The sequence below is a fragment of the Streptomyces sp. NPDC001219 genome (genome assembly GCF_053597915.1).
In genome coordinates, this window is the sequence record NZ_JBSFJF010000046.1 from 1 (window position 1) to 14158 (window position 14158).

Below are 14158 nucleotides of genomic sequence, written 5' to 3' on the forward strand. Positions count from 1 at the left end.
CCGGTCCGGAAGCAACGGCTCGATCCGCGCCCACTGCGCATCTGTTAACGGCACACCCAGACCAACGACCAGCTGATCCAAACGAAACTGCCTAGGCGCACGCCTCCGCCCGGGGCCGAGGTGCCCGGGGTGACCGGAATCACGTCACGGCGTGCGGCTTGCGCGCGGGCGGCGGTTCTCCGTCGTCCGGGCCACCGGAAAATGTCCAGCCAGTGGACACGAACCCGACCAACCAGGCATTACGCCGAAGACGGTTGGTGCGCGCCCCGCCGCTGGTTAACCTGCCGGTATGGCCCTAGGTACAGCTTCCACCAGGACTGATCGTGCGCACACGGTGCGCGAACTGCTCGCTTCCGGCAAGCAGTCCTATTCGTTCGAGTTCGCCGCCCCGAAGACCGAGAAGGGTGAGCGGACCCTGTGGAACGCCATTCGTCGGATCGAGGCCGTCTCCCCGACGTTTGTCTCCGTGACGTACGGCGCCGGTGGCACCTCCCGTGACGGCACGGTGCGCGCCACCGAGCGCATCGCCACCGACACCACCCTCACCCCGGTCGCCCACCTGACCGCCGTCAACCACTCCACCGCGGACCTGCGCAACATCATCGGCCAGTACGCCGACGCCGGAATTCGCAACATGCTCGCGCTGCGTGGGGACCCGCCCGGCGACCCGATGGGCGACTGGGTCCGGCACCCCGACGGCGTCGACTACGCGGCCGACCTGGTCCGGCTGATCAAGGAGTCCGGCGACTTCTGCGTCGGTGTCGCGGCCTTCCCCGAGATGCATCCGCGCTCGACGGACTGGGACACCGATGTGGCACACTTCGTCGCCAAGTGCCGGGCCGGTGCGGACTTCGCCATCACCCAGATGTTCTTCTACCCGGAGGACTACTTCCGGCTCCGGGACCGGGTCACGGCGGCGGGTTGCTCCACGCCGATCATTCCGGAGATCATGCCGGTGACGAACGTGCGCCAGATCGAACGGTTCGCTCAGCTCAGCAACGCGGCGTTCCCGCCCGAGCTGGCCGAGCGCATCCTGGCCGTCAAGGACGACCCCGCGGCGGTACGCTCCATTGGGATCGAGTACGCAACGGAACTGTGCGCACGCTTGATGGCCGAGGATGTTCCCGGGTTGCACTTCATTACCCTGAACCACTCCACGGCGACCCTGGAAATCTACGAGAATCTGGGGCTGCACCAGCAGTCCTGATCACGGTGGCCGGCGAGGCGGCGGAAGAGGGGCGTATATGGGCTGGACGATCCTCTACATCGCGTTCGGTCTGGTCGCCCTGTGGTTGCTCGGTGAGGTGCTGCTCCAGAACAAGGCACGGCTGCGCTGGCGGCTGCTCGCCTTCTCCGGCTTCCTCGGTGTGGTCATCGGCGTGGTCATCCCCTCGGTGATCGTGATCGGGCTGGGCCTGATCGCCTTCGCCATCGGGCAGACGCAGGTCACGCTCTCCTTCCGCCGCGGCTTCACCACCGGCTGGGCGCTGGGCGTCGGCAAGTCCGGCGACAGCCGGCGCCGACGGGCCCGCCCGTCCGGCCCGGCGGCAGCGGAACCCACCCTCCAGGTCTCCGGACTGGAGGCGGTACCGCCCACCGGCGGCAGCGGCCCGGTCCCCGACGGCGGCCCGGACACCTTCGAGAGCACCGGCGGCTTCCAGAGCCGCGACGTCTTCGCCGCGCAGGAAACCGCCGCCGGGCAGGACGTGTTCACCCCCCAGGACACCTTCGCCGCGCAGCAGCAGACCACCGCGGGGCAGGAGGCCTTCGCCGCCCAGGAGACCTTCGTCGGGCAGGGCTCCTACGGCGGGCCCGGCGGCTACCCCTACACCCCCGACGACGGCTACCGCGGCCAGGACCCCTACCAGCCGCAGCAGGACCAGGACCCGTACGCGACGCAGGCGTTCGCCGTCCAGGGCGACTACACACGGGCCGAAGCCGCCGCGGTCTACGCCCCGCAGCCGATGCCCGAGGAGACCGGCCAGTACGGCGTCTACAGCCCCGATGCCCGCGGTCAGCAGGACGGCTACGGCTACGACGCCTACAACGGCGCCGCCGCCAACGGCAACGGCTATGCGTACGACGGGAATTACGGCCAGGGCCCGGCCGCGCAGGACCCCTACGCCGACCCCTACGCGGGATACGGCGACGCCGCGGGCCAGGGCGGGCAGGCGCCCTACGCCGACCCCTACCTCGGCACCCAGCCGTACGCCTACGACCCGTACCAGCAGCCCGACCCCTACGCCCAACCGCCCTACGCGGCGCAGCAGTACGACGCCCAGGGGCAGCCGCTGGGCCAGTACCCGGGCCAGGGCTACGGGGAGACCCCGCCCGGCGGCGTCTGGGTCCCCCAGCAGCGTGACGGCGACCTCCCGCCCGAGCAGCCCTACCCGCCCTACCAGCAGCCGGGCTACGACGGGCAGCAGTACCGCTACTGAGCCGACGGCCGGGCCGTGACGCGACGGCCGGGCGGGGTGGACCGGACGGGCGCCGGAGCCGGGTCCCGCGGCCGCTGTGGTCCCCTCGCATACGACGGGCCGACGGGCCTCCACAGCAAGTGGCGGCGCACACAAGGCCGTTGCCCAGCTGTAGTGGTGCCCCGGCCTGCCGGGGGCCCTCAACTCCCGTGGTGCGTCACGTGGAGCCGTGCCAGTCGTCGCCGTTCACGATCAGGCCCGCGACGATCGCACCGGACATCCCGGCATGGGCCGGCCCGCCGCCCGGGTGCGACCAGCCGCCGACCGCGTAGAGCCCCGGTATCCGGGTGCGGTTGCCGGGGCGCAGGAACCGGCCCTCCCGGCCCGCCAGCGCCGGACCCGGCACCAGTGCCTCATCCGCCGGCGGCAGCACCTCCCGCCACAGCACCCGCTCCCGCAGCCCGGGAACCGCGGCCTCGGCGACCTCGGTCATCCGGTCCGCGTCGGCCGCGAGGGCCTCCCCGTCGGACCAGTCGACCGGGCCGGGCGGAGCCACCGTCGCCGTCAGGGTCACGGCCTCATGGGCGTCGTCGGGCCGTGTGGCCGGGTCGTCCGGGCGCAGCACCGTCACCGTGGGCCGCTCGCAGGGGGTCCGCAGACCGCACCCGTCGCCGAACACGCCCTCCAACTCGGCCGTGCGGTCAGCGGCATGGACCACCGTCCGGTGAGCGGCGTCCCCGGGGCGCGCCCCGCGCAGCGCGAGGCAGACCGTGAGCCGTGCGGTGGCGCGGTCACCCGGCCCCAGGGCGGGGCGGACATCCTCCGCACCCCACGGCTCCCGCCCCCGGCAGAGCTCCACGAGCCGCACCGGGTCGACGCCCGCGACCACGAACTCCGCCTCGGACACCCGGCCGTCGGCCAGCTCCACGCCCGCCGCCCGGCCGTCCTTCTCCACGATCCCGGTCACCGCCGCGCCGAAACCGAACTCCACCCCGCGCGCCACACAGCGCTCGTACAGCGCCTCGGCCAGCGCCCGCATCCCGCCGCGCGGATACCAACTGCCGAAGGTCTGCTCCATGTACGGCAGCACGACGGCGCTCGCCGGGGCGCTGCGCGGGTCGAAGCCGTACGCCAGCGCATGGCTCTCCAGCAGCGCGATCAGCCGGGGATCGGCCAGCTCGCGGCGGGCCACCTCGGCGAGGGTGGCGGTGGTGGGCCCCTTGCCCCGGCCGAACAGGCCGCGCCTGCGGACCGCCGGATACGGATCGCGCCCCAGCACCCGCCAGTCCTGCCACAGCGGCTCCTCCAGGAGCGGCCGGCGGGTGGCGTCCCAGGCGTCGCGGGCGCGGCCCACCAGGTCGCTCCAGCGCTCCCCGGAGCCCGCGCCCAGCGCCTCGTCCAGGGCCGCCAGCACGCCGGCCCGCGAGGCGTTCGGCAGCGAGACGGCGGTGCCGTCGGCGAAGACATGGCGGGCGGCGGGGTCGACCTGGGACAGGTCGACACAGCTCTCCAGCGGCTCCCGTCCGGTCTTGAGGAACAGATCGCGGTAGACGGCCGGCAGATGCAGCAGTCCGGGGCCCGTGTCGAAGGCGAAGCCGTCCCGTGCCAGCCGCCGCACCGCGCCGCCATACGTCGCGTCACGCTCGAACACCGCCACCCGGTGGCCCGCGACGGCCAGCCGGGCAGCGGCCGCCATCGCGCCCATCCCGGCGCCGATCACCGCAATCCGTGCCATGCCTGCGACTTTATCCGGACCCACTGACAACGCCCGCACGGCCGTGGAGCACGGGCCCGCCGCCGGCCGCACGCCACCGGCGGGAGCCCGCCGTCAGGTCACCGGAGGCGCCGCACCGCCCGCCGTGGCGAGCCGCTTCTCCGTACGCCGCTGCCGCCGCCGCTGGAGGAACCGGCGGATGCGCGACCACAGGAACACCACCACCGCGATCCCCGCGGCCAGCAGGGTCCCCGCGATGACCGCGGCGGCCACCGGGTGGAACACGGCGAGGGCGATGAGCCCCGCGACGCCCAGATCCTCGGCCAGGCTCAGCACGATGTTGCTGGCCGGCTCCGGCGAGGTGTTGACCGCGATCCGCGTGCCCGCCTTGACCAGATGGCTCAGCAGCGCCGTGGAGCCGCCCACCGCGCCCGCCGCCAGCTCGGGCAGCGACCCGTCGTGGCCGGCCAGCAGCGCCGCCACCACACCGCCCGCGACCGGCCGGACCACCGTGTGCACGGCGTCCCAGACCGAGTCCACGTACGGGACCTTGTCGGCGACGGCCTCGGCCACGAACAGCACCCCGGCCACGATCAGCACGTCCGGGCGCTGCAGCGCGGCGGGCACCTCGTCGGTGAGGCCCGCCGCGCCGAGCAGCCCGAAGAGCAGGACGACGGCATAGGCGTTGATCCCGCTCGCCCAGCCACTGGTGAACACCAAGGGAAGTACGGACACGCCGCAGATCGTAGGCCCCGGCTGGGGGCCGGTGCTCAGCTTTGAGTATCCGTACTCAGACGCCGAGATGAGTAGGTACGCGGATGGGCCGGAGCCCCCCCGGACGGAAGAGTGGGGACCACGGAAGGGAAGCGGCGCCGCACCGCCGACACGGGGCGGCGGAGCGGCGCGGCTCCCGGACGTGACGGGGGAACACGGGGGAGCACGGGGGAAGCGCTGTCCTGGTCGGATCGATGGGGGAACGATCCGTGCCAGGGCAGCGCACTTTTCTGCGCGTGCCCAGGGGGAACGACATGGGGTGCGCGGCGTACCCGACCACTACGGCGCGCACTCTCCCGCCGTTTCCGGGAGCGTTTCCGTCACTGCGAGGGCCGGCCGCTGATCCGCCCCTGGAGCAGCCGCGACAGCGCCGCGTGCACCTCGTCGATCGAACGGTCCGGCTGGTACGACTGCCAGTCCAGGGCGGCCACCAGGACCATCCCGAACAGCGCCGAGGCGGTCAGCGGGATGTCGATCTCCTCGCTCAGCTCCTCACGGGCGACCGCCTCCCGCAGCACGTCCTCCACCACCGTGATGGCCCGCTGCCGCACCACCATCAGCGTCGACTGCCAGGCCCGGTTGGTGCGCCACAGCTCCGCGACGTAGAGCTGGGTGAGCGCGGGGTAACGGGAGATGAAGTCCAGCCCGGCCCGGATCATCGCGTCCAGCGCGTCGACCCGGCTGCCGCCCCGGCGGGCCGTCTCCTCCGCGGCCTCCTGCAACGAGGTCGCCAGCATCTCGATGCCGTGCCGCAGCAGCTCTTCGAAGAGCACGTTCTTGCTCGCGAAGTTGTAGTAGACGGTGCCCTTCGCGACACCCGCCCGCTCGGCGATCTCGTCCACCGTGGTGGAGGAGAATCCCTGTTCGGCGATGAGCGTGACCGCGGCCTCGAAGAGCTTGCGCCGGGTCGCGTCGCGGCGTGTAGTGGAGCTGTCCATGGGGCGATTGTGCCGCCCCGGGCGGGTGTGCGCTCACAGGCTCAGTTCCGGATGGAGATCCCTCATCCGCACCACCTGGCGGCCGCGCGCCGTCAGGGACGTCAGCGCCAGCGCCCCCGCGGTGAACGCCGGCAGCACCACACCGCCCTGCCACACGGGCGCGAGATCACCGCCCGTGATGAGCCGGCGCAGCCCCTCCACGATGTAACTCATCGGCAGATACGGGTGGATGGCGGCGAAGAAGCCGGGACTGGTCTGCACCGGGTAGGTGCCGCCCGCCGAGGTCAGCTGGAGCATCAGCAGCGCCAGCACCAAGATCCGCCCGGCCGGTCCGAACTGCGCGTTCAGCCACTGCACCAGCGCCGAGAAACACGCCGTGACCAGGACGAGAAAGCCGATCGTGCCGCCCGCCCGCACCATCTCCAGACCGAGCCCGAAGTGCAGTACGGACATCAGCGCCGCGGTCTGCAGCACCCCCACACCGAACACCGGCAGCCAGCCGGACAGCGCCACCCGCCAGGAGGCCGCGCCCATCGCCAGCGCCCGCCGGTTGAGCGGCTGGATCAGCATGTACGCCACCATGGCGCCGACCCACAGGGACAGCGGGATGAAGTACGGGGCGAACCCGGTGCCGTAGTTGGGCGCCTTGTGCGCGGCGTCCGAGGACAGCTGCACCGGGTCGGACATGACCAGGGTGCGCGCGTCGCGGTCCTTCCTGCCGTAGTCGGGGATCTGCTTCGCCCCGTCGTGCAGCCCGCCGGCCAGCTTCTGTGAGCCGTCCGAGAGCTTGAACATGCCGCCGTTCAGTGTCTGCGCGCCGTCCTTGAGCCGGCCCACACCGGAGTCGAGGTCGCCGATCCCGTCCGCGGCGCGGCCCGTACCGTCGTGCAGCCGGTGCGCACCGTCGTTGAGCTCGTCCGCGCCGTCGGCCAGCCGGGCGTTGCCGGCGGACAGTTTGCGCGCCCCCTCGGACACCTTGTGCGCCCCGTCGTTCAGCGCGTTGATCTTCTTGACCGCGGCGTCCATGTCGGCGCCCAGCGTGGGCCCGCGCCGCGCCAGCTCGTCCGCCAGGGAGTGCAGCGTGCCCAGGTCCCGGTCCAGCTGGTCGAGGTTCTTCTGGTCGTGGACGTACCCGCTGACCTCCTCGGCCTTGTCCGCCGCGGTGGCCGCCTCCGCCGTGAGCCGCTTCAGCTCCGCGCAGGACGTGTCGAGCCGTATCCCGCCCTCACAGCGCAGCCGGTAGTAGGAGGACAGGTGGTCGGACATCCCCCGGGAGAGCTTCGCCCCCGTGGAGGCCGCGGCGGGGAGCTTGTCCAGGTGGTCACGGATCGCCTGCGAACCGTCGGCGACGAGCCGCGCCACCTCACCGATCTCCTTGCCGTGCGCCCGGACGAACGGCCCCACCTTGCCGACGACTCCGTTGACCTTGTCGGCCAGCTGCTGGGTGCCCTGCGCCACCTGCCCCGAACCGTCGGCCAGTTGGCGCGAGCCCCGGGCCGCGGTCCCGGCTCCCCGGGCGAGATCGGAGCTGCCCCGGGAGAGCCGCCCCGCGCCCGCGTCGAGGTCACCCAGACCGGAGACCAGCTTGCCGCTGCCGTCTTTGGCGGTGCCCAGGCCGTCGGCCAGCTTGCCCGTGCCGTGCCGGGCCTGCCCGATGCCGTCCTCGAGCCGGTCGGCGCCGTTCGCGGCCTGTTCGGTTTTGCCGTGCAGCGTCGAGAACGAGACGAAGATCTTGTCGAGGAAGGTGCGCGCCGACTTCGTGGAGGCCGCGGAGCGCACCTCGGAGAACACCGTCCGGGAGATCTGCCCGACGATGTAGTTGTTCGCGTCGTTCGTCCGCACCTTGAGGGCGCCGGTCTCCGGACGGTCCCCGGAGCTGGAGGCGATCCGCCGGCTGAAGTCCTTCGGGATGGACAGCGACAGGTAGTACGAGCCGTCCTCGACGCCGCGTGCGGCCTCCTTGGCGTCCACCGGCCGCCAGTCGAAGGTGTGGCTGTCCCGCAGCCCGGAGACGATGCTGTCGCCCGCCGAGACCCGCTTCCCGTCGACGGCCGCGCCGGTGTCCTCGTTGACCAGAGCGACCGGGATCTTGTCCAGCCGCCCGTACGGGTCCCAGAACGACCACAGGTAGAGCGCGCCGTACAGCAGCGGCAACAACAGGAGTGCGGCCAGCGCGGCGCGCGGCATCTTGCCCCTCCCGAACCGCCTCAGCTCAAGCGCGGCCAGTTTCGGCGAGCGCATCGGCCGCCCCCTCCTCGTCGTCCCCGTCCTCGCCGTCCGTGGTGGCGGGGGAGGTGCCGGGCACGTCCTCGGGGGCGGTCGGTTCGGGGCGGCCGCCCGTACGCACCAGCACCACGTCCTCGTCGCCCTCCGGCGGCTCGCTGCACACCGCGAGCACCGTGGTGCCGGCCGCCGCGAGGCCGCGCAGCATCGTCCAGGCCGCGCCGCGCTCCTCGTCGGACAGCTTCAGATCGGTGTCGTCGACGGCCAGCAGCCGAGGGCCGCCGATCAGCGCGAGCGCCACCGACAGCCGCAGCGCCTCCAGCCGTTCCAGGTCGCGGACGGACGTACGCACCCCCTTGGGCAGCGACTCCGGATCGAGGCCGGCCGCCGCCAGCGCGCTGTCCACCAGGGCGCGGGCCGCGGCCCTGCGCTCGTGCCGCGGCCGCAGCAGCGCCCGCAGCGAACCGCCGAACCGGCCCTGCAACAGGGCGCGTTCACGCAGATGCTCGCCCACGGTGAGCGCCGGGTCCAGCTCGGCGACCCCCGGCACATGGGCGAGCGCGGTGACGGACCGGACCGCGGCCTTCCTCTTCGGCAGCGGCAGCCCGCCGACCTCGGCGGTGCCCGCGGCGGTCTTCATCCGGCCGGTGAGCGCGAGCAGCAGACACGTACGGCCCGAGCCCGAAGGGCCCTGTACGGCGATCAGTGAGCCGGGTCCGGCGGTGAAGCCGATGTCCCGGAACGCCCATCCGCGGGGGCCCTTGACCCCGAATCCCGCGGCCGTGACCGCCGCCCCGTGCGGGGTGCTGTCCACGATCCCCTCCCTTGAACTGACTGGTCAGTTCAAAAAAGTATCCGCACCCCGCACCCCGTTCCGCAAGGGGATGGCGCGAACCCGTTCTCGCCAATCCGCGCGCACATCCGCCCCCTTCTGACGAAAGTGCAGGTCAGTGCCGATTGTCAGTGGCGTACGTCACGATGGCTGCATCCGGTCCGAATCGGCATTCGGTCCCGAACCGGCATGCGACGACAGGAGGTTCGTCATGGCAGCTCGTCCCACCGGGGGCAGCTCCGCTGCGTACGGTCCCCCGAGCGATGTCCACCCCGTCCTGCGGCGGTCGGCCGCACCACCCGCCGCACTCGACCTGCTCGCCCAGGCCCAGCAGGGCCTCGACGACGCCCAGACCCTCGAAACCCCCAACGAGCGGTTCGCCACCGCCCATCTGGCCGCGCTGCGCACCGCCGCCGCCGTCCTCGCCGTCCGCGGCCGGCCGGAGACGACCCTGCGCCGCAGGCAGCGTATCCGCAGTGCCTGGGAGGTGCTGCCCGAGGTCGCTCCCGAACTGGCCGAGTGGAGCGCCCTGTTCGCCGCCGGCGCCGCCCGCCGCGCCAAGGCCGAGGCCGGTATAGCGGGCGCCGCGAGCCGTCGGGACGCCGACGATCTCCTGAGGGACGTGGCCATGTTCCTGCGCCTGGTGGAGCGGATGCTGCTCCTCCAGCCCTCCCTGCCGCCCCAGCGGGAGCGGACGGGATGAACAGCGGCTGAGCCGGGTGAGCCGGCGGAGGGGGAGCGGGGTGGGTGGGGGCGGGGGCCCGGGGGAGAAGGGGGAGAGCGCAACAGCGGACACCCGCCCCCACCGCCTCCTCCGCCCTCCCGCCGAGCGCCACACGCGTCACGGCTGCCTCTGCAGGCGGCGGACGGCTCGGGACGGAATAGGGTGGTGGACGCCTAGACGTTCATGCCCCCGCCGAGGAGCCACCCGCCGTGTCTGACCCGCTGCGCCCGCGCGCATCCCTTCGTACCGCCGTGGTCTGGGAGGTCCTCAAGGACGCCCTGGAGCGCAGGGTCAAGGCCGCCGGCCGCGACGCCCTGGACGTCCTCGACACCGGCGGCGGCACCGGCAACTTCGCCGTGCCGGTCGCCCGCCTCGGTCACCGCGTCACGGTCGTCGACCCCAGCCCCAACGCCCTCTTCGCCCTGGAACGCCGCGCCGCGGAGGCCGGCGTCGCCGACCGGGTGCGGGCGGTCCAGGGTGACGCCCACGGCCTGTTCGACGTCGTCGAGCGCGGCGGCTACGACGCCGTGCTCTGCCACGGCGTGCTGGAGTACGTCGACGACCCGGCCGAGGGCGTCCGCAACGCCGTCGACGCGCTGCGCCCGGCCGGCACCCTCAGCCTGCTCGCGGCCGGCCTGGGCGGCGCCGTCCTCGCGCGCGCCCTCGCGGGCCACTTCAACGAGGCGCGCCAGGCCCTCACCGACCCGGCCGGACGCTGGGGCGAGGGCGACCCGGTGCCGCGCCGCTTCACCGCCGACCAGCTCACCGAGCTGGTGTCCGCCACCGGCCTGCAGGTCGGCGCGGTCCACGGCGTACGGGTCTTCGCCGACCTGGTCCCCGGGGTGCTCGTCGACACCGAGCCGGGCGCCATGGAAGCCCTGCTGAAGCTCGAGGCGGCCGCCGCCGAACAGCCCGCCTTCCACTCGGTGGCCACCCAGCTGCACGTCCTCGCCGAGCGCGACTGACCCACGCGGCTCACGCGACTACCGCGTGCAGTCGGCCACAGACCACCCGATCAGCCCCTTCGCCCCGTATGATCGGGGTACGACGTTCCGGCATGACGGACCGGCGGGTGGGGAATGCAGCCAGCATCACCACCGGTCCCCGTGGCGGCCCGGACGGTGAACTGGCGTCGAGGGGCGGGTTTCACGGGGGCGATTCCCTGCCTATCCTGAAAGGGTCGCACCCCGGTCGCCCCCCGCGACCGACGAGTAGGAGGACTCCGTGCCGCTCTCGGAGCACGAGCAGCGCATGCTCGAGCAAATGGAGCGAGCGCTGTACGCCGAAGATCCCAAGTTCGCGACAGCGCTTGAGGGAAGCGGGCTGCGTACGTACACCCGGCGACGGGTCTACCAAGCGGTCGCGGGCTTCCTGGTGGGTATCGCCCTGCTCATGGCCGGCATGGTCGCGCAGCAGATCTGGATCAGCGTGGTGGGCTTCCTCGTCATGCTCGGCTGCGCCGTGCTGGCGGTCACCGGCTGGCGCAAGGCTCCCAAGCCGGGCGAGCAGCCGTCCGGTGCGGGTTCCGGAGGTGGCACGGCTGCCCAGGTACGCCGTCAGGCCAGGCAGCGGCGCTCGATGATGAACCGTATCGAGGACCGCTGGCAGCGACGCCGGGACGAACAACAGGGCCACTGAGCCACGACCGGGCGGCGGACCGTGAATTGGCAAACGAACCCGTCGAGAGCGTCTTCCTGAGCGTGTTCAGCGCGCCCCGGGAGACGTTCTTTTCGCCGCTTTCGCTTTTCCCTTTTCCTTCCAGTTGCGCCGCGCAGCGCTGTGCCTCACGCTTTCCCGCCGCTTCTCGACGAATGGGCTGAGTTTCCGCCGTTCCAGTTCGCCGTTTCCGGCCCGCAGTTCGCCCTCCGGCGGGCCGGGGCGGGCCTGAGGTTTCGCCGCCGATTTCCCGCACCTTCGGGGCACGGCCGTGTTCTCCAACGGTGCTGCAAGACCCTGTGTGCCGGGGCCGCCCGATCTTGCCGGGCGGCCCCGGCACACTTTCGTGCCGTGCGGTCAGACCCCCCGTGGCCCCGGCCGGACGGCGGCCAGTGCGCGCCGGGCCGCGGCCACCGGGCGGCTGGTACGGCACCGGAGCGTCAGCGCCGCCCAGCGGGCCGACCAGGCCCAGCGGAGCCGGGCCGCGGAGCGCGGGGCGAGCTGGGCCCGCAGCCGCAGACCACGGCCGGCGCCGGCCATCAGCCCGGCCCGCACCTGCTCCACGTCCGGAGCGAGCCCGGACACCGGCCGCGGTTGCGGGGCGTACAGGACCTGCTCGACCGCCGTGGCGACTCTGCGGGCGGCCGCGGCGGGCTCCGGTGGCAGAGCCGCGAGGCGGACGATCCGCTCGGCGGCCTTGCGGGGGGGCAGTGACTCGTCCGGCAGGATGCCGAAGTCCCAGGCGGTGTCCAGCAGCTCCCGCCAGGCGGCGAGGGTGGCCGCCGCCGTGTCGCCGTCCGGGGCCGCCAGCCGTCCGGAGCGTATGCGCAGGCGCCACAGCAGCGGGCTCGCGGGCAGCAGCAGGACGAGCAGCGCGGCCGGTGCCATGGCGACCAGGGCCCAGGGGGACGAGCCGTCGCCCGGCGGCTGGGTGCCGGACTCCGCGGGCAGCGTGACACAGGCCGTACCGGACCCGGACCGCCGCTCATCGGGGCCACAGGACGGGTCCGCCGACGGGCGGTCCGAGGGGGCCGTGGACCGGGAGGGCTCGGGGGCCGGGTTCTCCCGGCCGGGCGTGTCCGGGGCGTCGGGGTAGGCGTAGTCCGGGATGCTGCCGCGGCTCGGGGTCGGTTCGAAGCGGGTCCAGCCGATGCCCTGGAAGTACAGCTCCGGCCAGGCGTGCGCGTCCTTGAGGCCGACCGAGGTCGTGCCGTCGGGCTGCTTGGTGCCGGGGGTGAAGCCGACCGCCACCCGGGCCGGGATGCCCAGCGTCCGGGCCATCGCCGCCATCGAGAACGAGAAGTGGACGCAGAAGCCCTCCTTCTGCCGCAGGAACCGCGCGATGGCCTCGGCACCGCTGCCCGCCCGGACGTCCGTGTTGTAGCTGAAGCCGCCGTTGAGCGCGAACCAGTCCTGGAGCTTGACTGCCTTGGCGTACGTGGTCGGGGCGCCGCGGGTGACCTGCCGTGCGGTGCTCCGGACGACCTCCGGCAGCGAGCGCGGGACCTTGGTGTACTCGCGCAGCAGCCCGGAGGGGGGTGCGGGGGCGGCGGCCAGCTGCTGGGAGGTGGGCCGCACCTGGATGCTCTCGACCTGGTACTGCAGGCCGCGGGTGTTCTGTCCGCGGTCCCCGACGAGCGTGCGGCCCTTGGGCTCGAAGCGCCAGCGCCCGGAGATGTCCACCTTGGACGCCGGGTAGGGGAGCGGCAGCCAGTTCTGCGCGTACCACTCGGCGGTCGAGATCGAGGTGTTGACGCGGTTGAGGTCGACCGTGGGGCTGAGGCCGGGCGGCTCCGGCAGCCGGTCGGGGACGTCCGTGACCGTGCGCTCGGACGGCTTCCAGGTCGTGCCGTCGAACTGGTCGAGGGCGACGATCCGCAGATACAGATCGCGGGTGTCGGCGGCGGTCGTGCGGTAGTTGAGGACTTCCTTGTCCTCGGGCTGGTTGAGGCTGTCCTGCAGCGACACCAGGGGGTTCACCGCGGAGATCGTGCCGCCTCCGCCGCCGGGGCCCCCACCGCTGCCGGAGCCGCCGAACAGCCCGCCGCCGAGGGACGGCAGCAGGGCGGGCACCGCCAGGGCGATCCCGAGGACCAGCGCGCCGATCCTGCGGCCCGTACGGACCGGGGCCAGGGCCGTGCCGCCGAGGGCGGCGAAGCCCGCCCGGCGCTCCGGCCCGCCCGTTGTGCCGCCCCCGCCGAACACCCGGCCCCACTGGGAGAGGCGGTCACGGCCCTCGGCCAGCAGGAGCAGCAGATAGCCGGCTGCCGCGATCAGGAACCGCAGCCAGCCCGCACCGCCCTGGGACAGCCCCGCCGCCACCGAGTACAGCGCGAGCAGCGGCAGCCCGGCGGGCGCCGCACTGCGGTACGTGACCGCCAGCGCGTCCACGATCAGGCCGATCAGCAGCACCCCGGCGACCAGCAGCAGCCGGATACCGGGGGTGACCGGGGCCGGGGTGGCGTACCGGCCGACGTCCCGTACGCCGGCCTCCACCAGCCGGCCGAACTCCGCGATCGCGTCCGGGCCCGGCAGGATGCCGAGGATCGCCTCGCCCGGCGTGAAGAGCAGGGTCATCAGCAGCACCCCGGCCAGCAGCTGTGCGCCGATGACCAGCGGTCCGGCCAGCGGCGCCCGGCGGGCGGCCGCGCCCACCCCCGTCACGACGGCCAGCAGGGCCGCCGCCTCGATCAGCCAGCTGATCGGTTCCACCAGCGGCAGCAGCGCGCCGGCGGCACACAGGGTGGCCACCGCCGCACACAGCGCCAGCCGCGCCCGGCCGCTCATGCCTGTGCCTCACTTCGCTCGGGGCCGCCGGGGCAGGGCCCGCGCCGGCCGCTGGTCCGGTCGCGGGGGCACCGCGCTGCCGGCCGTCCGTCG

Annotated in this window: 11 protein-coding genes; 5 read left to right on the forward strand and 6 right to left on the reverse strand. The window is 73.3% G+C overall.

The window, feature by feature from the left end:
- Nucleotides 1-289 precede the first annotated feature (289 nt).
- The gene (gene metF, locus ACWC9R_RS25735) at nucleotides 290-1207 is read left to right on the forward strand and encodes a methylenetetrahydrofolate reductase [NAD(P)H] (protein ID WP_168478691.1); all 918 of its coding nucleotides are present in this window, start codon (nucleotides 290-292) and stop codon (nucleotides 1205-1207) included.
- A gap of 37 nt (nucleotides 1208-1244) precedes the next feature.
- A complete protein-coding gene (locus tag ACWC9R_RS25740; RefSeq protein ID WP_450734910.1) occupies nucleotides 1245-2438 on the forward strand; it encodes a hypothetical protein in 1194 nt (397 codons plus the stop codon).
- 196 nt (nucleotides 2439-2634) lie between these two features.
- On the opposite strand, the gene ACWC9R_RS25745 is transcribed toward ACWC9R_RS25740, so the two are convergent.
- The 5 genes from ACWC9R_RS25745 to ACWC9R_RS25765 all read right to left on the reverse strand — a co-directional run bounded on the left by ACWC9R_RS25745 (nucleotide 2635) and on the right by ACWC9R_RS25765 (nucleotide 8880).
- Nucleotides 2635-4152, reverse strand: a complete 1518-nt coding sequence (locus ACWC9R_RS25745) for a phytoene desaturase family protein (protein ID WP_450734912.1) — start codon at nucleotides 4150-4152, stop codon at nucleotides 2635-2637.
- Nucleotides 4153-4245: 93 nt separating this feature from the next.
- Entirely contained in the window at nucleotides 4246-4866 is a 621-nt protein-coding gene (locus ACWC9R_RS25750) for a DUF4126 domain-containing protein (RefSeq protein ID WP_450734914.1), read from the reverse strand.
- Nucleotides 4867-5225: 359 nt separating this feature from the next.
- A complete protein-coding gene (locus ACWC9R_RS25755) occupies nucleotides 5226-5843 on the reverse strand; it encodes a TetR/AcrR family transcriptional regulator (RefSeq protein ID WP_450734916.1) in 618 nt (205 codons plus the stop codon).
- A 33-nt stretch (nucleotides 5844-5876) separates the two neighbouring features.
- Nucleotides 5877-8084, reverse strand: coding sequence for a YhgE/Pip family protein (locus ACWC9R_RS25760; RefSeq protein ID WP_450734918.1), 2208 nt, complete (start codon nucleotides 8082-8084; stop codon nucleotides 5877-5879).
- A complete protein-coding gene (locus tag ACWC9R_RS25765; RefSeq protein WP_450734920.1) occupies nucleotides 8056-8880 on the reverse strand; it encodes an ATP-binding cassette domain-containing protein in 825 nt (274 codons plus the stop codon). The genes ACWC9R_RS25760 and ACWC9R_RS25765 overlap by 29 nt, the downstream gene beginning before the upstream one ends.
- A gap of 229 nt (nucleotides 8881-9109) precedes the next feature.
- Between ACWC9R_RS25765 and ACWC9R_RS25770 the strand changes: the two genes are divergently transcribed.
- From ACWC9R_RS25770 to ACWC9R_RS25780, 3 genes are all read left to right on the forward strand, one after another.
- Entirely contained in the window at nucleotides 9110-9601 is a 492-nt protein-coding gene (locus ACWC9R_RS25770) for an SAV_6107 family HEPN domain-containing protein (RefSeq protein ID WP_362601516.1), read from the forward strand.
- A 230-nt stretch (nucleotides 9602-9831) separates the two neighbouring features.
- Nucleotides 9832-10587: a methyltransferase gene (locus tag ACWC9R_RS25775; protein WP_362601519.1), complete on the forward strand. Its 756-nt coding sequence runs from the start codon at nucleotides 9832-9834 to the stop codon at nucleotides 10585-10587.
- A 259-nt stretch (nucleotides 10588-10846) separates the two neighbouring features.
- A complete protein-coding gene (locus ACWC9R_RS25780; protein ID WP_362601521.1) occupies nucleotides 10847-11260 on the forward strand; it encodes a DUF3040 domain-containing protein in 414 nt (137 codons plus the stop codon).
- A gap of 375 nt (nucleotides 11261-11635) precedes the next feature.
- Here the strand turns inward: ACWC9R_RS25780 and ACWC9R_RS25785 are convergent, their stop codons facing one another.
- Nucleotides 11636-14065 carry a transglutaminase family protein gene (locus tag ACWC9R_RS25785; RefSeq protein ID WP_450734922.1) on the reverse strand — a complete coding sequence of 810 codons (2430 nt, stop codon included), beginning with the start codon at nucleotides 14063-14065 and terminating at the stop codon, nucleotides 11636-11638.
- Nucleotides 14066-14158: the final 93 nt, after the last annotated feature.

Bases quoted from the DNA above. Each gene is read 5' to 3' on its own strand.
- metF (WP_168478691.1), top strand. From the start codon at position 290: ATGGCCCTAGGTACAGCTTCCACCAGGACTGATCGTGCGCACACGGTG.
- ACWC9R_RS25745 (WP_450734912.1), bottom strand. From the start codon at position 4,152: ATGGCACGGATTGCGGTGATCGGCGCCGGGATGGGCGCGATGGCGGCC.
- ACWC9R_RS25740 (WP_450734910.1), top strand. From the start codon at position 1,245: ATGGGCTGGACGATCCTCTACATCGCGTTCGGTCTGGTCGCCCTGTGG.
- ACWC9R_RS25760 (WP_450734918.1), bottom strand. From the start codon at position 8,084: ATGCGCTCGCCGAAACTGGCCGCGCTTGAGCTGAGGCGGTTCGGGAGG.
- ACWC9R_RS25755 (WP_450734916.1), bottom strand. From the start codon at position 5,843: ATGGACAGCTCCACTACACGCCGCGACGCGACCCGGCGCAAGCTCTTC.
- ACWC9R_RS25770 (WP_362601516.1), top strand. From the start codon at position 9,110: ATGGCAGCTCGTCCCACCGGGGGCAGCTCCGCTGCGTACGGTCCCCCG.
- ACWC9R_RS25785 (WP_450734922.1), bottom strand. From the start codon at position 14,065: ATGAGCGGCCGGGCGCGGCTGGCGCTGTGTGCGGCGGTGGCCACCCTG.